Source organism: Bradyrhizobium sp., from assembly GCF_019242285.1.
GTDB lineage: Bacteria > Pseudomonadota > Alphaproteobacteria > Rhizobiales > Xanthobacteraceae > Bradyrhizobium.
Genome location: NZ_JAFAVV010000729.1, coordinates 1 through 18154 on the forward strand (window position 1 = coordinate 1; position 18154 = coordinate 18154).

19 protein-coding genes are annotated in these 18154 nt (G+C 67.5%); 11 read left to right on the forward strand and 8 right to left on the reverse strand.

Annotated features, from left to right (window positions below):
• The 3 genes from JOY90_RS29505 to JOY90_RS29515 form a co-directional block, all read right to left on the reverse strand.
• Positions 1 to 1590: adenylate/guanylate cyclase domain-containing protein (locus JOY90_RS29505; RefSeq protein WP_291694618.1), on the reverse strand; the 1590-nt coding region annotated here is incomplete at its 3' end.
• Between the two features lie 175 nt (positions 1591 to 1765).
• The gene (locus tag JOY90_RS29510; protein WP_291694619.1) at positions 1766 to 2572 is read right to left on the reverse strand and encodes a class III extradiol ring-cleavage dioxygenase; all 807 of its coding nucleotides are present in this window, start codon (positions 2570 to 2572) and stop codon (positions 1766 to 1768) included.
• Positions 2573 to 2755: 183 nt separating this feature from the next.
• Entirely contained in the window at positions 2756 to 3196 is a 441-nt protein-coding gene (locus JOY90_RS29515; protein WP_291694620.1) for a DoxX family protein, read from the reverse strand.
• Between the two features lie 102 nt (positions 3197 to 3298).
• On the opposite strand from JOY90_RS29515, the gene JOY90_RS29520 reads away from it, so the two are divergent.
• Positions 3299 to 4216 carry a LysR family transcriptional regulator gene (locus tag JOY90_RS29520; RefSeq protein ID WP_291694621.1) on the forward strand — a complete coding sequence of 306 codons (918 nt, stop codon included), beginning with the start codon at positions 3299 to 3301 and terminating at the stop codon, positions 4214 to 4216.
• A gap of 5 nt (positions 4217 to 4221) precedes the next feature.
• On the opposite strand, the gene JOY90_RS29525 is transcribed toward JOY90_RS29520, so the two are convergent.
• A complete protein-coding gene (locus tag JOY90_RS29525; protein WP_291694634.1) occupies positions 4222 to 4659 on the reverse strand; it encodes a hypothetical protein in 438 nt (145 codons plus the stop codon).
• On the opposite strand from JOY90_RS29525, the gene JOY90_RS29530 reads away from it, so the two are divergent.
• Entirely contained in the window at positions 4577 to 4774 is a 198-nt protein-coding gene (locus JOY90_RS29530) for a hypothetical protein (RefSeq protein ID WP_291694636.1), read from the forward strand. The two genes, JOY90_RS29525 and JOY90_RS29530, sit on opposite strands and share 83 nt — an antisense overlap.
• Positions 4775 to 4839: 65 nt before the next feature.
• Complete coding sequence (locus JOY90_RS29535; RefSeq protein WP_291694622.1) at positions 4840 to 6528, forward strand: SulP family inorganic anion transporter; 1689 nt, start codon at positions 4840 to 4842, stop codon at positions 6526 to 6528.
• Between the two features lie 122 nt (positions 6529 to 6650).
• Here the strand turns inward: JOY90_RS29535 and JOY90_RS29540 are convergent, their stop codons facing one another.
• Positions 6651 to 8051: an ATP-binding protein gene (locus JOY90_RS29540; RefSeq protein ID WP_291694623.1), complete on the reverse strand. Its 1401-nt coding sequence runs from the start codon at positions 8049 to 8051 to the stop codon at positions 6651 to 6653.
• Positions 8052 to 8070: 19 nt separating this feature from the next.
• A complete protein-coding gene (locus tag JOY90_RS29545; RefSeq protein ID WP_291694624.1) occupies positions 8071 to 8790 on the reverse strand; it encodes a response regulator in 720 nt (239 codons plus the stop codon).
• 178 nt (positions 8791 to 8968) lie between these two features.
• Between JOY90_RS29545 and JOY90_RS29550 the strand changes: the two genes are divergently transcribed.
• From JOY90_RS29550 to JOY90_RS29565, 4 genes are all read left to right on the forward strand, one after another.
• Entirely contained in the window at positions 8969 to 9298 is a 330-nt protein-coding gene (locus JOY90_RS29550; protein WP_291694625.1) for a hypothetical protein, read from the forward strand.
• A gap of 140 nt (positions 9299 to 9438) precedes the next feature.
• Entirely contained in the window at positions 9439 to 9741 is a 303-nt protein-coding gene (locus JOY90_RS29555; RefSeq protein ID WP_291694626.1) for a hypothetical protein, read from the forward strand.
• Between the two features lie 56 nt (positions 9742 to 9797).
• Complete coding sequence (locus tag JOY90_RS29560) at positions 9798 to 10013, forward strand: hypothetical protein (RefSeq protein ID WP_291694635.1); 216 nt, start codon at positions 9798 to 9800, stop codon at positions 10011 to 10013.
• Between the two features lie 115 nt (positions 10014 to 10128).
• On the forward strand, positions 10129 to 11400 hold the full coding sequence (locus JOY90_RS29565; RefSeq protein WP_291694627.1) for a threonine ammonia-lyase: 1272 nt from the start codon (positions 10129 to 10131) through the stop codon (positions 11398 to 11400).
• A gap of 178 nt (positions 11401 to 11578) precedes the next feature.
• Here the strand turns inward: JOY90_RS29565 and JOY90_RS29570 are convergent, their stop codons facing one another.
• Positions 11579 to 12997: an FAD-linked oxidase C-terminal domain-containing protein gene (locus JOY90_RS29570; protein WP_291694628.1), complete on the reverse strand. Its 1419-nt coding sequence runs from the start codon at positions 12995 to 12997 to the stop codon at positions 11579 to 11581.
• A 76-nt stretch (positions 12998 to 13073) separates the two neighbouring features.
• Between JOY90_RS29570 and JOY90_RS29575 the strand changes: the two genes are divergently transcribed.
• On the forward strand, positions 13074 to 13589 hold the full coding sequence (locus tag JOY90_RS29575) for a thioesterase family protein (protein WP_291694629.1): 516 nt from the start codon (positions 13074 to 13076) through the stop codon (positions 13587 to 13589).
• A 5-nt stretch (positions 13590 to 13594) separates the two neighbouring features.
• On the opposite strand, the gene JOY90_RS29580 is transcribed toward JOY90_RS29575, so the two are convergent.
• Positions 13595 to 15124: a helix-turn-helix domain-containing protein gene (locus JOY90_RS29580; protein WP_291694630.1), complete on the reverse strand. Its 1530-nt coding sequence runs from the start codon at positions 15122 to 15124 to the stop codon at positions 13595 to 13597.
• Between the two features lie 180 nt (positions 15125 to 15304).
• Between JOY90_RS29580 and JOY90_RS29585 the strand changes: the two genes are divergently transcribed.
• The 3 genes from JOY90_RS29585 (at position 15305) to JOY90_RS29595 (ending at position 18064) form a co-directional block, all read left to right on the forward strand.
• Entirely contained in the window at positions 15305 to 16138 is an 834-nt protein-coding gene (locus tag JOY90_RS29585) for a class I SAM-dependent methyltransferase (protein ID WP_291694631.1), read from the forward strand.
• Positions 16135 to 16974 (forward strand): alpha/beta fold hydrolase, encoded by an 840-nt coding sequence (locus JOY90_RS29590; RefSeq protein ID WP_291694632.1) that lies wholly within the window; start codon positions 16135 to 16137, stop codon positions 16972 to 16974. The genes JOY90_RS29585 and JOY90_RS29590 overlap by 4 nt, the downstream gene beginning before the upstream one ends.
• A gap of 115 nt (positions 16975 to 17089) precedes the next feature.
• Positions 17090 to 18064, forward strand: a complete 975-nt coding sequence (locus JOY90_RS29595) for an alpha/beta fold hydrolase (protein WP_291694633.1) — start codon at positions 17090 to 17092, stop codon at positions 18062 to 18064.
• Positions 18065 to 18154 lie beyond the last annotated feature (90 nt).

The following is an 18154-nucleotide window of genomic DNA, read 5'->3' on the forward strand; positions in this document are numbered from 1 at the left end:
CAGGCGGTCGATACGCGCGCCGATCACCGACTGGATCGTGGCGGGCAGCGTTCCCGTCTGGTCCGGCTGCGCCGCCTCGTAGTCCCCCACCCGGCCGTCGAGCTCGCCGCTATCGACCAGCGACCGCGTCAGCTCCTCAGCAAAGAACGGGTTGCCACCGCTGCGTTCGACGATGCGATCGCGGATCGCGCGGGTGGACGAGCGGTCGCCGATCATGTCCCGGATCAGCGCCGAGACGTCCTCGTCGCGCAGCTCCTCCAGGCGGATCTCGGCGAAGTTCGTCCCGCGCGCCCATGGCGGCTGGTAGGTGGAGCGATAGGTGAGGACGAGCAGGACGCCGCTCGACGCAATAACGTCGACCAGTGCCGCGACGAACTCGACGCTCGCCTCGTCGAGCCAGTGAATGTCCTCGATGACGATCACCGTAGGCGTCCGCGTGCCGTCCCGCACCATGCTGCAGACCAGGTTGATCAGCCGGGCACGCCGGGCCTTCGGGTCCGATGTCGGTGGGGGCCTCCGGTCGCGCATGCAGAGAAATTCGACCAGGATCGGCACGTCCGCAATCAGCCGCGGAACGATGGTCTCGATGCGGGCCGCGATCTTCGTGCGCACGGCTTCGGCATCGTCGCTGGCGACGATCCTGAAATAGCCGCGCAGAAACTCTACCAGAGGCTGCAGCGGACCGGAATGGTTGTAGAGGGAGGCGCTGGTCCGCAGCACCGGCACCTGCCGGACTTTGACCGCCTTGGCGAACTCGAAGCACAGGCGGCTCTTGCCGAGGCCAGGTGCTGCGGAAATGCCGATCGCCTTGCCATCGCCCCGCTCAGCCGAGGCGAGCGCCTCGTGCAGAACGGTCAGGTCCCGATCGCGCCCGCGATAGGCCCCCAGGATGGCCGCCTTGAACGGCGTGCGCGACGGCCTCATTCCCACCAGGCGGTAGACATTGATGGCCGTCGGGAAACCCTTGAAGTCCTGCTGTCCGATCGAATGGGCCTCGCAGAACGAATGCACCAGCCTGAAGGTCGATTCGGTCAGGTAGATCTCGCCGGGCCGGGCCATGTGCTCCAGCCGGCTCGCCAGATGTACGGCCGCGCCATACACGCTCTGCTCCCGGGTGAACTTGTCCGGCACGCCGGTGACGATCTCGCCCGAGTGAATTCCGACCCGCAGCGCGATGCCGTGCTCGGACAATGCCGGCATCATCGCGAGCGCGGCCTGACAGGCGCGCAAGGCGTGGTCCTCCCGGGCCTGCGGAATGCCGAAAATAGCCAGCAGCCCGTCGCCCATGCTGCGGGTCACCGTTCCCTGGAACTGCTGGACCGCATCCCCCATGCGATTGAGGGCCGGCGACAACCGGTCCATCGCCTGCTCGGGATCGCTCGGGCCGATCAGCTCGGTCGAGCCGACGATGTCGGCGAACATCACCGTGACGACCTTGCGCTCGCCCTGCGCAGGCGCCTGAGCCAGCCGCTCGCCGCAGCCGCTGCAGAATCTGGCGGCATGCAGGTTGGGCTGATCGCAACTCGAACAGACGGTGGAAAAGCTGACGCCGCAGGACCTGCAGATGCCGTCATCGGGCACAGCTTGCATCTGGCAGGCCGGACAAAGCATCAACAATGAAACCCTTCACCACCCCGCCATCTTGCGGCGCAGAAAGGTAGCCCGAACGGGAACAAAACGAAAGCAGCGCGGGCGAACGCAGGTAACAGGTTCCTGCTTATCAACAGGAGCCGAGCAGGACGCCGTGAAAAGCCAGCCGATTCAGCTACACTGCTGCGACTTGCTGCGGTGCCGCCGCGAACGCAACCACGTCCATGCGCAGGATGCCATAGGTCGTGCTGGTATGCAGGCGCTCGGCGCGCCAGTCCGCGCCGGCGGCGCCGAGCGCGGTGAACAACGGCAGCAGGTGCTCCTCGCTCGGATGGTTCTTGACGGCGAGCGGTGCGAGCCGCCGATAGGCCAGCAGGTCGTCGGTCCGCGAAGCCGCCAGCGCCTCGCCCATCCAGTCGGCGAAGCCGTCGGCCCAGTCGCACGACGGCGCGTTCGGATCCTGGCCGCGGAATTCGGACAGATCATGCGTCAGGCTGCCGCTCCCGATAATCAGCACGCCCTCGCCGCACAGCCGGGCGAGCGCACGCCCGAGACGCAGATGGTGCGCCGGCCCGAGATGCGGCTGGATCGACACCTGCAGCACCGGAATGTCGGCCGCAGGATACATCAGCAACAGCGGCACCCAGGCGCCGTGATCGAGGCCGCGGCGGTTGTCGACGCGGCAGGCGAGGTCGGCCTCGTGCAGGAGCTCCGCGATCTCGGCCGCGAGCGAAGGCGCGCCGGGCGCGGGGTAGCTGAGCTCATAGAGCTGGCGCGGGAAGCCGTGGAAGTCATGAATGGTCTCGTTGCGCGCGACCGCGCTGACCTCGGGGCCATCGGTCTCCCAATGCGCCGAGATCACGACAATGGCCTTCGGCCGACCAAGCGTGCGCCCGAGCCGACCGAGAAAGGCGCGGGCCGGCGTGTCGGTGAGCGGCAAGGTCGGCGCGCCGTGCGATAAAAACAGGCTCGGGAGGATCATGTCGGGGACTCCTACGGCGGGAACGGTAGGGTGGGCTAAGTCTTCGTCGGCGCTCGTAAGAGCGACGGCGAAGCGTGCCCACCATCTCTCGACTGCATCGCTCTGAAATGGTGGGCACGCTTCTGCCTTTGCTTGGCGGGCTTCAATGCACGCGGCCGCTTAGCCCACCCTACAAGTCTCGGCTCAATGCGAATGCGCGCCGGCGAGCTTCGCGCTCCCCAGCAACGCCAACGGCGAACCGAGCGCATAGGCGCCATCGCCGAGCAGAGCCTGCACCACGAGCGCGATGGTCCAGAACGCCGGATATTCCCAACCGCCATGCGGGTTGGTGAAGAAGAAGCCGGCCGCGCCGTGCACGGTGAAGATGGCGCCGAGCAGGATCGGCGCGGCGAGCAGCGCCGCGAACCGGGTCCACGCCCCGAGGATCAGCGCAATCGCGGCCAGCACCTCGGCCATCATCACGACATAGGCGAGCCCGGGCGGCAGTCCGACGCTGCCGAAGAATGCCGCAGTGCCGGCGGGAGTGAAGACGAAGAGCTTCAGGCCCGCATGGGCGAGAAACAGGCCGCCCAGCGTGAGCCGCAGCAGGAGTGCGGCATAGGGCGCAGTTTTCTGGTCGATCATGGCTGTCTCCGGGTTCTGGTCGCCGGGACTATCATTCATTTCCATACGACGGATAATCTGATATCTTGGAAACATAGCTCACACTATTGGAGTGAAATTGTCGTGCCTGACCGGCTCACCGGGCTCGAGGTTTTCGCAAAGGTCGCTGCCGCAGGCTCACTCTCCGCGGCTGGCCGCGCCATGGGCCTGTCGCAGACCATGGTGACGAAGCACCTCGCCGCGCTCGAAACGCGGCTCGGCGCAAAGCTGTTTCATCGCACCACGCGGCGATTGTCACTCACCGATGCCGGGCGCGGCTTCCTGTTTTCCTGCGAGCGCATCCTGGCCGACATCGAGACCGCCGAGGCCGCGGTTTCAGCCGATCGCGTCACCCCGCGCGGCCTGCTCCGGCTCAACGTGCCGCTGGTCTTCGGGGTGCGCCAGATCGCACCACGGCTTGCGGCATTCGCGCAGGCCCATCCTCATGTCAGCATCGAGCTCGGGCTCAACGACCGGCTGGTCGATCTCGCCGAGGAAGGCTGGGATCTTGCGGTCCGGATCGGGTCCTTGCGCGATTCCAGCCTCGTGGCGCGACGGCTGGCGCCGTGCCGGATGATGGTCTGCGCGGCGCCCGCCTATCTCGGGAAACGCGGGACGCCGCGCGCCGCCGCCGATCTCGCCGGTCACAACTGCCTCGGCTACACGCTGTCGCAAACGGGGACCGATCGCTGGCTGATGGGCCGCCGCGGCGAGGTCAGCGTTCCGATCGCCGGCAACCTGCGCGCCAACAATGGCGATGCGCTGCTCGCGGCCGCGATCGCCGGACAGGGCATCGTCTATCAGCCGACCTTCATCGTCGCCGACGCGGTGCGCGCGGGCGATCTGGTCGCGCTCGCGCTGGATCAGCCGCCAAGCGAGCTGCTCTCGGTGCACGCCGTGTACCTGCCCGACCGCCAGCCAGCGGCAAAGGTGCGCGCCTTCATCGATTTCATCGCAAGCGAGTTCGCGCCGGAGCCGCCGTGGGATCGCGGCGTGGCGTGAAGCGGTCACTCACCGCGGAGGGACAGGCTGATGCGCGTGACGATGTCGTCCCAATCGTGCTCCTCGCGCGCCGGATAGTTGATCAGGACGCAATGGATGAAGCGGCGGGAGAAGTTGCAGCGGTCGTACCAGACCTTGTCGTGCCTGTAGCTCGACACGGCGAAAAACCGCGGCGTTATCCTCTTGTACTGGATGTCGGCGGGAGGGTGCCGGCTGGCGAGAAAGGCGGCCGGCGTCTCATTATGGTCGTTGGGCAGCGTCTGAATGGTCAGATCGGCCTGGCCATCGGCAGTGGTGAAGCGCTGCCCATAGGCAAAACCATCCGGCATTTTGCCCTTCTCGGTGAAAATCGAGCTGGGCATGTCGACGGAGGTGCCGGTCGATGGAATGGAATATCTGGTCCAGCGCACCGGTTGCGCCGAGGCGATCGCAGTTGCGGCCACGAGTGTCAGAAGCGGAACGGTGACGAGCATCTTCATGGGAGTGAACCTCGTGATCCCTGAACGTTTGAAAGCCGCTCCGGAAACGCAGCGGCTCGACACGGAGTTCCTCACTTGATAGTCCGTCGCCCGCGAATGCTATAACCCTGCCTTCTGGCGGGAATTATGAGGAATTCCCGACCGATGACGGATAACGCAACGGTTGAGAAACCCTGGCCGGTGTTCCGGTCGCTTGCGGCCTATTCGCCGGCGTTCTTTGCCGCCGATCTGATCGCCGGGCTGACGCTCGCCGCGATCGCAATCCCCGAGCAGATGGCGACCGCGCGGCTCGGCGGCTTTCCGCCGCAGATCGGCTTCTATGCCTTCATCGCCGGCTCGGTCGGCTTTGCCATGTTCGGCGGCAACCGCTTCCTGTCCTGCGGCGCCGATTCCACGATCACGCCGATCTTCGCCGGCGGGCTGGCCGCGCTCGCCGCCTCGGGCTCGCCGGACTATCAGGGACTCGCCATGGCGCTGGCGCTCCTGGTCGGCGTGGTGCTGCTGTTCGGCGGCGTGTTCCGGATGGGCGGCATCGCCAACCTGCTCTCGGTGCCGGTCACGGTCGGCTTCCTCGCCGGCATTTCCGTGCACATCCTGGTGTCGCAGATGCCGGGCGTGCTCGGCCTGCCCTCGCCCACCGGACCGATCCTGGAGCGCATCGCCGTGCTGGCGCGGCATATCGGCGAAGCCAATCCATTCACGCTGTGCATCGGCTTCGGCGTGCTGGCCGCGGTCATGCTCTCCGAAAACATCAATGCGCGGATTCCGGGCGCGCTGCTCGGCCTCGTCGCCGCCACCGTCGCCGTGATCGCCGGCGGGCTCGAAAGCAGGGGCGTGCATGTGGTCGGCGCCGTGCCGGGCACGCTGCCGCTGCCGTCGCTGCCGGTGGTCTCACCGGAGCACTGGGTGCGGCTCGTGCCCCTGAGCCTGCTGGTCGCGATCGTGGTGATGGTGCAGACCGCGGCGACCACACGCTCGTTCCCGTCCGATCCCGACCGGCCCGCCGACATCGACCGCGACTTTCTCGGCGCCGGCACCGGCAGCCTGCTGGCCGGACTGTTCGGCGCGTTTCCGGTCAATGCCAGCCCGCCGCGCACCGGGATCGTCGCCGAGACCGGCGGACAGACGCAGCTCGCGGGCCTGATCGCCGCCGGCATCGTGCTGGCTCTGCTCGCCTTCGGCGCGACGCTGCTGCAGCATGTGCCGGAAGCGGCGCTCGGCGGCGTGCTGCTGTTCGTCGCGCTGCGCATCATCCGCTTGCGGCAGATCGCGACCATCTACCGGCAGTCGCGGCCGGAGTTCCTGCTGATCGTCGCGACCGCGGCGGCCATCATCGCGCTGCCGATCGAGCAGGGCGTCGCCGTCGGCATCATTCTCTCGCTGCTGCACGGCATCTGGAGCACGACGCGGGCGCGGCTCGCGGTGTTCGAGCGGGTGCCCGGCACCACGATCTGGTGGCCCAGCAATCCGCATGTCGCGGGCGAGCGCGTGCCTCGCGTCGCCGTCATCGGCCTGCAGGCGCCATTGTCGTTCCTCAACGGTGCGAGCTTCCGCGCCGACGCGCAGCATTTGTTGCAGCACACGCAGCCCGCGCCGAAGCTGCTGGTGCTGGAAGCGAGCGGCATGCCGGAAATCGATTTCACCGCTGCGCAGTCGCTGCTGGAGCTGATCAGGGAATGCGGCCGGATGGACGTCGCGATCGCGGTGGCGCGGCTCGAATCGCAGCGGGCGCAGGACGCCTTCGCGCGCTTCGGGCTGTTCGATGCGCTGCCGAAGCAGCACGTCTTCCACAGCGTCGAGGAAGCCGTCCGCGCGCTGGCGCCGAAGGCGTGACGCTGACGACGCGGCGACGCTTGCAGGACGGGTAGAGCAACTTGTCGCGCGAAGCTGCAACAGCACGGACGGTCGGAGCGAAACCCATCATCGGCGCCACCAGTGACGGGTTTCGCTGCACTCTACCCATCCTGCGAAACTGCTCGAACAGCTCGACCTTCTGCAACGACGGCGCGCGCTGACGCGCGCGGCAGCAGGACGCGCAGGCGCGTGCCGCCATCGGGACGGTCCTCGATCGCAACCATGCCGCGGCTTGCTTCCACGATCTGGCGGACGATGGTAAGCCCGAGGCCGGCGCCGCCGAAATCGCGACTGCGCGACGGATCGAGCCTGAAGAACGGCTCGAACACGCGGGCGCGCTCGGCCGGCGGGATGCCCGGCCCGCGGTCCTCGATCCAAAGCTCGGCGAGACCGGCGCCTGCATGCAGCGAGATGTCGGCGCGGCCGCCATAGGCAAGCGCATTGGCTGTGAGGTTCGACAGCACCCGCGCCACGCCGACCGGCGAGCCGCGCACGAGGAGCGGCGCCTGCGCGCCACAAAGCGTGACCGCCGCCCCTTGCGTCTTGCGCGCCTCGAACTCCTGTCGCGCGACGGAGGCAAGATCGACGCTTTCATCCGAAGCTTCGGCAAAGGAGGCGCGCGCGAAGGCGAGCGCGTCGTCCATCAGCGACTGCATGCCATCGAGGTCGGCCGCCGCCTTGACGCTTTGCTCGCTCCTCGGCAACAGCTCGAGCCGGAGCTTCAGCCGCGTCACATAGGTGCGCAGATCGTGGCTGATTGCGCCGAGCACCAGCGTGCGGCTCTGCAACAGCTCGGTGATGCGTGCCTGCATGGCGTTGACGGCGCGGATCAGCGTGCGCACGTCGGGCGCGCCGCGCTCGGCGATCGGCCGCGCCTCGACGGCTTCGGCGAAGCGGGCGATCGCGATCGCAAGCTCGGTCAGCGGCCGGGTCTCGCGGCGCACGGCGATCAGGGCCGCGAGCGCCACCACGAAACCGAGGATCCCCGCGAGCAGCCCGACCGGTATTCCCAGCAGCCGCAGGCCCAATTCGCTCCAGGTGTCGATCTCCAGATAGCCGCCGGAGGTGAGGCCTACGACCGCATGCAGGCGCGCGCTGATCACGTCGCGCCAATGCAAGAACGGCCGGTCGCCGTCGCGTCCCGGAACGACCAGGGCGAACGCCATGAAGCGGTCGTCGGACGCGCCGATCAAGGCGCGCAACCGCTGCTTGGCAACCGCGAAGATCGGAGCATCGACGGTGTGCGCCGGAATATCGTCGCGGATCGTCAGCTTCACGCGCGCGTTGGTGCCGGCGCGCGCGATCAGCTCGCGATCTTCCGCCGGCAGGCGATCGAGCGCCTGCACCACCGCGGCGATCTGGTTGAAGAACAGGTTGAAACCCGCCTTCTCGGGGTTCTCGCGCAGCTCGACGAAGTAGAGCGTGAGCGCGATCATCTGCACCAGGACGACGGCGCTGACCACGATCAGCGCGAGGCGGGCGGCAATGCGAAGACGGCTCATCATGAGCTCCGTGCGGCGTTCAGAGGAAGCGCAGGTCGGCGGCAAACAAGTAGCCGCCATTGCGCACGGTCTTGATCGAGGAGCACGCCGCAGGATCGACCGCGGCGAGCTTGCGCCGCAGCCGGCTGACCGAGACGTCGATGGTGCGGTCGAACGGCTCGGCGGCGCGGCCCCGGGTCCAGTCGAGCAGCTGGTCGCGCGACAGCACCCGCTTGGGGCGCTCCAGGAAGCAGGTGAGCAGATGGAATTCCATCGCGGTCAGCTCGACCACAGCCTGGTTGCCGTCGACGAGATGGCGGGCATCGAGATCGATGACCAGCGCGCCGAAACCGATCCGGCGCGACGGAACGTTTGGCCCGCGCGCGGCCGATCCGTCCATCCGGCGCAGAATCGCGCGGATGCGCGCCAGGAGCTCGCGCGGATTGAACGGTTTCGGCAGATAGTCGTCGGCACCGAGCTCGAGGCCCACGATGCGGTCGACATCCTCGCCCTTGGCGGTGAGCATCAGGATCGGCGGCCCGCCTTTGGCGCGCAGGCGGCGGCAGATCGAGAGCCCGTCCTCGCCGGGCAGCATCAGATCGAGCACGATCAGGTCGGGACGCGCCCGCGCCAGCACGCGATCCATCGCCGCGCCGTCCTCGGCGCAGACGGTCGAAAAACCCTCGCGTGCCAGAAAGTCGGCGAGCAATGCGCGGATCTCGCGGTCGTCTTCCACGACCAGGATGCTGCGATCGTCCATGAGCGCACTCCATGCGGCGGTGCGCGGGCGGCAATAGGGCAGAACCGTGCGGAGTTACAAAACGTTACAAATTCGACCGCGCGCGGAAACACTGCGGCAAAGCGCGGCGTGCAGTTTCCGCCGCACCAGCTGCGGCCGGCTGCTTCGGCGCCGGCGGCTCCGAACAAGGGAGAGGCCGATGAAACCCGCTCTCGCGTCACTGACGTTGGCCGCCGTGCTCGGAATAGCGAGCATCCCGCAGGCCGATGCCTGGACGCGCAGTGAAAGCTTTGCGACCTCGCAGGGCATCTACCATGGCCGCGCCAGCGGCGGCTGCCGGGACGATATCTGCGCGCGCTCGGTCTCGATCATCGGCCCCGACGGCGGCGCTTTCTCGCGGCTGGAGAGCATCAGCCGCGTCGGTCCCAACACCTATGAATATTCGTGCACGACCACTGGATCGAACGGCCGCAGCATCACGCGCAGCGGCACGATCGTGACCTTCCCCGACGACGGCTACGGCTTCTAGCCGATTACCCTTCGCATCCGATCGCGGCGGCCAATCGTTGCGCATGTTGGCCCGCGCGCGGCGACCGCCGGTCCGAAACAGCCCCTCTCTTCCGGTCGGCCGGCGGTCGCATTTTTCCCCAGCAAGAAAGGAACGATCCCATGCGACTATCTCACCTGGCGGCGGCATTCGCCGTCGCCGCGACGGCGGCGGCGCCCATGGCGCGCGCCTTTCCGATCGGCCCTTCGCCGGCGCCGTCCTCGAACCCGGTCATCGAGGTGCGTGGCCTCTGCGGCCTGGGCTGGCATCGCGAGCTCGACGGCGCGTGCTACCGCAACGGCGTTCCTTATGGCTATTACGGCTATCCGTATGGACCATCCGCGGCCTACGAGGCGCCCTATTATGCCGGCCGCTGCTGGTTGACGCCGACCGCGTTCGGCCCGCGGAGGGTCTGCGCGTGGTGAGACCGGCCACGCTGCGCGCGCTCAAGCGCGCGACCGCCGCCCTGCTCGCGGCTTCGATTGCGGTAAGCTTTGCCCGTCGCGCCGGTGCGCAGGACGGCGCGCCGCGCGGCGCGCTCCGCCAGGCCTGCATGAGCGACGTGCAGACCGTCTGCGCTGGCATCGCGCCCGGCGGCGGCCGCATCAAGCAGTGCATGACCGAAAAATTCGATCAGCTTTCCGACGGCTGCAAGAGCGCGCTGAAGCAGGCCCACGCGCAGTCGCCCGCGAAGTGATGGCCTGACGCTGCCGCCCTCTCCCACACGGGCCTGTGGGAGAGTGGAATGACGGGCGATCCCGGGTGAAGCGATTATAGCTATCGAAAGCGTGCGTGGAGCGCTATCAAGGCGCATGCTGCAAGCTCCCGAATCCGCTCCGCTCGGCCGATCCGTCTCCACCGCCGATCTCAGCCGCCTTCCGGTCACGCTGGCCGATGTCAGGGCCGCCGCGGAGATCATCCGCGATTCCGTGCCGATCACCGAATGCAACCGGAGCCGAACGTTGAGCGAGATGCTCGGCTGCGACATCTGGCTCAAATTCGAGAACCTGCAATTCACCTCCACCTTCAAGGAGCGCGGTGCGCTGAACCGCCTGCTCGCACTATCGGACAACGAGCGGCGCCGCGGCGTCATCGCCCAGTCCGCCGGCAATCATGCGCAGGGCGTAGCCTATCACGCCAAGCGGCTCGGTATTCCCGCAACCATCGTGATGCCCGCCGGCACGCCGATGGTGAAGGTCGAGAACACCAGGCGGCATGGCGCCGAGGTCATCATCTCGCCCGGGACGCTGGAGGAAGCCGCCGCATTCGCGCGCCAGCATGGCGCCGATCGCGGCCTGACGCTGATCCATCCCTATGACGATCCGCTGATCATCGCCGGCCAGGGCACCATCGCGCTGGAGATGCTGAAGGCCGCGCCCGTGCTGGACACCCTGGTCGTTCCGATCGGCGGCGGCGGGCTGATATCGGGCATGGCGGTCGCGGCGCGGTCGCTGAAGCCGGATTTGCGCATCATCGGCGTGCAGGCACAGCTCTATCCCTCGATGTACAATGCCATCAAGGGCGAGCAGTTGCCGATGCGCGGCGACACGCTGGCCGAGGGCATCGCGGTCAAGGCGCCCGGGCGGATCGCCACCGAGATCATCCGCGCGCTGGTCGACGACATCGTCCTGCTCGACGAGGCCGAGATCGAATGCGCGGTCGCGACCCTGATCTCGATCGAGAAGACGGTGGCCGAAGGCGCCGGCGCCGCCGGACTCGCCGCGATCATGGCGGCCCCCGATCCATTCCGCGGCCGCCATGTCGGGTTGGTGCTGACCGGCGGCAACATCGACACCCGCCTGGTCGCCTCGGTGTTGACGCGCGAGCTCGCGCGCGAGGGCCGGCTGACGCAGCTCAAGATCGACCTCGCCGACCGCCCCGGCCAGCTCGCCGCGGTGGCAAATCTGCTCGCCGAGGCCGGCGCCAACATCATCGAGGTCTCGCACCAGCGGACCTTCTCCGACCTGCCCGCGAAAGCGACGCTGCTCGAGCTCGTGATCGAGACCCGCGACCGCGCCCATCGCAACGACGTGTTGGCCCGCCTCACCGAGGCGGGCTTCAAGGTGGGGTGCAAGGCGGGTTGAATAAGTAGCCCGGATGAGCCGGTAGGGTGGGCTAAGGCGCGCCAGCGCCGTGTCCACCATTGTCTCAAGAAATCGCTCTGGAATGGTGGGCACGCTCCGGTCCTTGCTTGGCATGCTTCTGTGCACTTGGCCGCTTAGCCCACCCTACCCGCTACTTATGAACACCCGCCCTAAGGCCTCACTTCGCCGGCACGATCTTGCCGGGGTTGAAGATGTTCTGCGGATCGAGCCCCTGCTTCAGCGCGCGCATCGCGTCCAGCGCCTCGGGGCCGAGCTCGGCCTCGAGATATTTCTGCTTGCCCTGGCCGATGCCGTGCTCACCGGTGCAGGTGCCGCCCATCGCCTGCGCGCGCTCGACCAAGCGATGCATGAACTCCTCGCCGCGCGCCATCTCGTCCTTGTCGTCGACGTCGCAGGCGAGCGAGCAGTGGAAATTGCCGTCACCGACATGGCCGACGATCGGCGAGATCAGGTTGTACTGCTTCAGATCGGCCTCCGTCTCGGTGACGCAGTCGGCGAGCCGCGAGATCGGCACGCAGACGTCGGTCGCGACCACGCCGGCGCCGGGGCGCAGCGCCTTCACCGACCAGTAGGCGTCGTGCCGCGCCTGCCACAGCTTGGTCCGATCCTCCGGCCTGGTGGTCCAGGTGAAATCGCTGCCGCCGCATTCCCTGGCGATCTCGGCGAAATTCCTCGACTGCTCGGCGACCTCGATCTCGGTGCCATGGAATTCGAGCAGCAGCAGCGGCGCCTCCGGCAGGGTCAGCTTCGAGTAGGAATTGCAGGCCTTGACCTGCTCGGTGTTGAGCAGCTCGATGCGGGCCACCGGAATGCCGGTCTGGATCGCCAGGATCGTGGCTTGGCAGGCGCCGCGCAGGCTGTCGAACGAGCAGGCAGCGGCCGCGATCGTCTCGGGGATGCCGCGCAGCCTGATCGTCAACTCGCTGATGATGCCGAGCGTGCCTTCGGCGCCGATGAAGAGATGGGTCAGGTCGTAGCCGGCGGAGGATTTCTTCGCCCGGGTGCCGGTCTTGATGATCTCGCCGTCGCCGCGCACCACCTTCAACGCCAGCACGTTCTCGCGAATGGTGCCGTAACGCACGGCGTTGGTGCCCGACGCGCGCGTCGACGCCATGCCGCCGAGCGAAGCATCGGCGCCGGGATCGATCGGGAAGAACAGGCCCTGGTCGCGCAGATGCTCGTTCAGCGCCTTGCGGGTGATGCCGGGCTGGATCACGCAGTCGAGGTCCTCGACATGCACCTCCAGCACCCGGTTCATGTCGCGCAGGTCGATGCAGATGCCGCCGGCCGGCGCATTGACCTGCCCTTCCAGCGAGGTTCCGGTGCCGAATGCAATCACCGGCACGCCGTGCTTCGCGCAAATCCGCACCGTTTCCTGGATGTCCGGCGTCTCCTGAGCCATCACGACGCCATCGGGCGCCTGCGAGGGCAGCCAGGTCGTGGTATGGCCGTGCTGCTCGCGCACTGCCTGGGAGGTAATCAACCGGTTGCCGAACCGGGCGGCGAGCGCCTCCAGCGCGCCCGCCAGCGCCTTGGGCTCGGGCCGCTTCAAATTCTCGGAAATGCTGGTATTCACGGGTATCCTCCCGGTCCAATTGACTGGCAAAGGATCCCTTGCGGGTCAATAGCTTATCGCAGCAACGGAAAGCAAGATGACAAGCCTCACCACCGCCGTCGATGAAACCATCCGGCCAGCGCCGTTCCTGTCCTCGGTGATGCAGATCGAGCCGCAATGGATCGACTATAACGGCCATCTCAACATGGCCTACTACAACGTGATGATGGACCGCGCCATCGACGAGTTATGGCTCGAGTTCGGGCTCGGACCGGCCTACCGCGCCGAGCGCCACGGCTCGACCTTCACGGCGGAATGCCATGTGCGCTATTTGCGCGAAATCCATCTCGGCGATCCCGTACAGGTCGCGGTCATGCTGCTCGGGGCCGACGACAAGCGGCTGCACACCTTCGAGGAGCTGCGCCACGCCACCGAGGGCTGGGTGTCGGCCACCTCGGAGAACATGACGCTGCATATCGACATGACCGCGCGCAGAGCGGCACCGTTCCCGCCCGACATCCGCGCCCGCATCGACAAGATTGCCGAAGCGCACGCGGCGGTGCCGCGTCCCGACGGCATCGGCCGCAGCATCGGAATGCCCAGGCCGAAATAGCCTTGCTATTGCGGCAGGCCGAGGTCGGAGAGCGCTTCCAGCACCAGGTTCCGGTAGCTCTCGGGCAGCGGCGGCATGCCGCGCCGCACCTCCGCCAGCGTCAGATCGGGGTGATGGGCGCGCAGCGCATCGAGACTGCGCTGCGCCGCCGGCCGCGCCCCGGTGAGCAGATAGGCCGGGCACAGCGTCCGGTGCATCCAGGCCGACGAGGGATGCTCGAGCACGGCGCGCTGCTGCCAACGCGCGGCCTCGGCATAGTTGCCGGCCTTGAAATGCGCGCAGCCGATGCCGACCAGGCTGTTGAAGGCCAGCGCGTCCTGCGGCGCGAGATCGAGCCCGATCCGGAATCGCTCGATCGCCGCGTCGGCGTCGCCGCGGTAGACCTCGAGCCAGCCGCTCCGGCTCCAGGCCCAGGCGCAGCCGCCGTCGATCGCCAGCGCCTTGCCGATCACATGCGCAGCACCGTCAAGCTCGTCCAGCAGGGTGAGCGCAGTGCCGAGCACCGCGAGCGTGGTCGCATCGCCCTGGAGCGACAGCGCCTTGCGCGCGAGCGCGAGGCCGCGCGCCTGCTCGCTGCCGGGGTGGCTCGCGAAGTGATAGATGGTCCGCTGGGCATACGCCCAGGCCGCAAGCGCGACGGCCAGCTGGGAATCGGGGTCGAGCGCCAGCGCGCGCTCCAGGAGATCGAGCGCGCGGGCGTTGCCTTCCGCGTCGAGCGACTGCACGCCCGGCATCGCCTTGAGCGCCAGCTCGTGCGGGCCGAGCGCGGCCTCCGGCATCGCTCGTGCGCGCTCGATTTCGGCCCGCCGCAGGTTGGGCTGCAACGAGGCGATGATCCGCGTCGCGAGCTGCTCGTGCGCCATGCTCGGAAGCAGCGCGTCCTCGCTGCGATGGGCCCAGAGCTGCCGGCCGCTCTCCTGATCGACGAGCTGGAGCAGGAGCCGCCGATGCGCGCCCTCGCCGCGGATCGAGCCCGACATGCGATAGCGTGCAAATCGCGCTTCGTGGGTCACGGCGACGCCGGCGCGGCCGAGCGCGGTTGCGAGATCGTCGGCGAGGTGCGCGGCCATCGCGCGATCCCCGGCCTCGATCTCGAACCGGGCCAGCATCAGCATCGGCTGATCGCGCGACGGCATCACCACCGGCAACTTCGACACGGCCTCGGCGAACCTGATCTGGCGTTTCAACGTCGAGGACGGTGTCTCGCCATAGCGGCGGCGATAGGCGGCGGAGAAGCGGCCGAAATGCATGAACCCACAGCGCTGGGCCACATCGGCAACCGTGGCCCGCGGACCAGCCTTCAGCAGCGCCTGGCGCGCCTGCTCGAGCGCCATCTCCTGCTGGGCGACCAGCGGCGACTTGCCGAGAAAGCTCATGAACTGCCGCTGCAGCGTCCGGCCGGAAACGTCTGCAAGGGAGGCCAGCTCGGAGACGCGCCAGCGCCGGCCGGGATCGGCCGTCATCGCATCAAGCGCACGGCGCACGCTCCGCGGCAGCGGCCAATTGCCGGCCGAGGAATGGTCGATGGAAATCACGTCGAAAACTCCACACGGCATGAAATCGATCTTTGTATACTGCACTGACATACCTTTTCTTGTGGTCTGTCTCACACCGAAATTGTTCACATTCCGGATAGCAGTGGCGCGAACTGGATAGCCGCCTGCTCGCCCAAGGCCGACTCCCGCTCAATCGCGATTTTCCGAGAAGGAGCAGCCATGACCGCATCCGCCGTCCCGCAAGCAAGCACGCCCGATTTCGACGCCTTGAAATCCCGCCAGCACGTCGCCTGGTCCTCGGGCGACTACGCCATCGTCGGCACCACGCTGCAGATCGTCGGCGAGCAGCTCTGCGAGGCGCTCGACATCCGCGCCGGCCAGCGCGTGCTCGACGTCGCAGCCGGCAATGGCAACGCCACGCTGGCCGCAGCGCGGCGCTGGTGCGAGGTGGTCTCGACCGACTACGTTCCGGCGCTATTGGAGCGCGGCAAGTCGCGCGCGGCGGCGGACGGGCTGGCCGTCACGTTCAAGGAGGCGGACGCCGAGGCGCTGCCCTTCGACGATGCGAGCTTCGATGCCGTGGTCTCGACCTTCGGCGTGATGTTCACGCCGAACCAGGACCGCGCCGCGGGCGAGCTCGCGCGGGTGTGCCGGAGCGGCGGCAAGATCGGGCTCGCCAACTGGACCCCGGACGGCTTCATCGGCCAGCTCTTCAGGACGCTGGGCAAATATCTGCCGCCGCCCGCCGGCGCGAAGTCGCCGGCGCTGTGGGGCACGACAGCGCGGATCGAGGAGATGTTCGGCTCGGCCGCGCGCGACATCGCCGCCGAGCGGCGCCAGTTCGTGTTCCGCTACCGCTCGCCGGCGCATTTCCTCGACATCTTCAAGACCTATTACGGCCCGGTGCTGAAGGCTTTCGCCGCGCTCGATGCGGAGAAGCAGGACGGCCTGTCGCGCGACATCCTGGCGCTGGTCGCGACCATGAACCGGTCCGGAGACGGCACGATGGTGCTGCCCGGCGAATATCTCGAAGTGGTCGTGACCAAGCGATGAGCGGAGGCGCATGGGTCGGGATCGACGATCCTCGCGGCCGCATCGACTATGACGAGACCGGCAGCGGACCCACGATGGTGCTGGTGCCGGGATCATGCAGCACCGGTGCCGCATGGCGCCCGCTGATCTCGCAGTGGAATGGCAGCTTCCGCTGTGTCACCACGAGCCTGCTCGGCTATGGCGGCACGGCGGAGCGGCGCAGCGCCAACGACACCGAGATCGGGCTGGAGGCCGAGATCATCGAGGCCGTGATTCGCCGCACCGGCAGCGGCCCGGTTCACCTGGTCGGCCATTCCTTCGGCGGACTGGTTGCGCTCGTCGTCGCCTTGCGCCATCCGCATCTCCTGCGCAGCCTGACCATCCTCGAAGCGCCGGCGCCGGAGATCCTGCGGCATGCCGGCGAGGAGGCGCATTATGCGACGTTCCGCAACATGACGGCGGCCTATTTCGCCGCCTTCGAAAGCGGCAAAACCGATGCGATCGAACGGATGATCGACTTCTATGGCGGGGAAGGCACCTTTGCCGGCTGGCCGCAGCGGGTACGCGACTACGCGGTCGCAACCACCGCCGTCAATCTCCTGGACTGGCAGTCGGCCTATGGCTTTGCGTTGAAGCCGTCTTTGCTCGGAACGATCGACCTCCCCACGCTGGTGGTGAGCGGCGCGATCAGCCAGCCGGCGGTCAGGCGCGCCAACGAGTTGTTGGCCCGCTTCATCCCGGGGGCGGTCTTCAAGGCCGTCCCCGGAGCCGCCCATTTCATGATCGCGACGCATATCGGCGAAACCGCCGATTTGATGGCCCGCCATCTCGCAGGTCGTGAAGTCTCGCATTCATGACAGACTGAAGCGACAATGAGGCGGCCCCAAGCGACAATCCCGCGCGGATCACCCTGCGAGCCGTTGACTCGTCGCGACTGCTCCGAATATCGCGGCTGGCCTTGGGGAGACTTTCATGTTCGTTCGCCGCCTGCTCGCCGCTTCGTTCATCCTGGGCTGCATGTCCGCGTTGCCTGCCAGTGCGGCCCAGAGCGTTGCGCCTGCGATTTCGGCCGCACAGACGACGAGGTACAAGACGGTCGACGTCAAGGGCCTGAACATCTTCTATCGGGAAGCCGGCTCGCCCAGTGCCCCGACCATCCTCCTGCTGCACGGCTTTCCGTCCTCCTCCCGGATGTTCGATGGCCTGATCCCCCTGCTCGCCGACCACTATCATCTGATCGCGCCGGACTACCCCGGCTTTGGAAATTCGCAGGCGCCCTCGCCCAAGGAGTTTGCCTACACTTTCGCTGCCATCGCGGATGTCGTCGCTGCCTTCACGGAGGCGCTTCACCTCGACCGCTACGCGCTCTATGTGCAGGACTACGGCGGGCCAGTCGGTTACAGGATCGCGGTCTCGCATCCGGAACGGGTGACCGCCCTCATCGTCCAGAATGCCGTGGCTCACGACGAAGGTCTCGGCAGGCTCTCCGCAGCCCGCAAGGGTTTTTGGGTCGACCGCGCCGCCAATGAAGCGGACTACCGCACCCGCCTGACCTCGGTCGAGGTGAGCCGGCGCCGCCACCTCGGCTCCTCGCCGAACACCGAACGATACGATCCCGATCTATGGAACGATGAGGTCGCATTCCTCTCCCGGCCGGGCGAGGCCGACATCCAGTCGGACCTTTTCTATGACTACCGCACCAATCTGGCCGCGTATCCCGTGTGGCAGGCGTGGTTGCGCGAGCATCACCCGCCGACCCTGATCGTGTGGGGCCGCTACGATCCCGCCTTCGACATCGCCGAGGTTGCAGCGCTCAAGCGGGATGTGCCAGATGCGGAAGTGCACGTGCTCGATGCCGGCCATTTCGCGCTCGACGAAGCCGCCGATGACATCGCCAGGCTGATGCGCGACTTCCTCGCGAAAGTACCGGCCAACTCGCGCCCCTGAGCGGCGACGAGGAACCGCCCCGGGGCCGACGAGGGCGCCGGGCATCCGGTGTCTGCGAAGCTAGATTCTTCGCCTGCGCGACATCCCGAC

Excerpts from the sequence above, each read along its gene's own strand:
- JOY90_RS29575 (WP_291694629.1), top strand. The coding sequence starts at position 13,074 with ATGACAAGCCTCACCACCGCCGTCGATGAAACCATCCGGCCAGCGCCG.
- JOY90_RS29510 (WP_291694619.1), bottom strand. The coding sequence starts at position 2,572 with ATGATCCTCCCGAGCCTGTTTTTATCGCACGGCGCGCCGACCTTGCCG.
- JOY90_RS29585 (WP_291694631.1), top strand. The coding sequence starts at position 15,305 with ATGACCGCATCCGCCGTCCCGCAAGCAAGCACGCCCGATTTCGACGCC.
- JOY90_RS29515 (WP_291694620.1), bottom strand. The coding sequence starts at position 3,196 with ATGATCGACCAGAAAACTGCGCCCTATGCCGCACTCCTGCTGCGGCTC.
- JOY90_RS29565 (WP_291694627.1), top strand. The coding sequence starts at position 10,129 with ATGCTGCAAGCTCCCGAATCCGCTCCGCTCGGCCGATCCGTCTCCACC.
- JOY90_RS29535 (WP_291694622.1), top strand. The coding sequence starts at position 4,840 with ATGACGGATAACGCAACGGTTGAGAAACCCTGGCCGGTGTTCCGGTCG.
- JOY90_RS29590 (WP_291694632.1), top strand. The coding sequence starts at position 16,135 with ATGAGCGGAGGCGCATGGGTCGGGATCGACGATCCTCGCGGCCGCATC.
- JOY90_RS29595 (WP_291694633.1), top strand. The coding sequence starts at position 17,090 with ATGTTCGTTCGCCGCCTGCTCGCCGCTTCGTTCATCCTGGGCTGCATG.
- JOY90_RS29545 (WP_291694624.1), bottom strand. The coding sequence starts at position 8,790 with ATGGACGATCGCAGCATCCTGGTCGTGGAAGACGACCGCGAGATCCGC.
- JOY90_RS29550 (WP_291694625.1), top strand. The coding sequence starts at position 8,969 with ATGAAACCCGCTCTCGCGTCACTGACGTTGGCCGCCGTGCTCGGAATA.
- JOY90_RS29540 (WP_291694623.1), bottom strand. The coding sequence starts at position 8,051 with ATGAGCCGTCTTCGCATTGCCGCCCGCCTCGCGCTGATCGTGGTCAGC.
- JOY90_RS29555 (WP_291694626.1), top strand. The coding sequence starts at position 9,439 with ATGCGACTATCTCACCTGGCGGCGGCATTCGCCGTCGCCGCGACGGCG.
- JOY90_RS29530 (WP_291694636.1), top strand. The coding sequence starts at position 4,577 with ATGTCGACGGAGGTGCCGGTCGATGGAATGGAATATCTGGTCCAGCGC.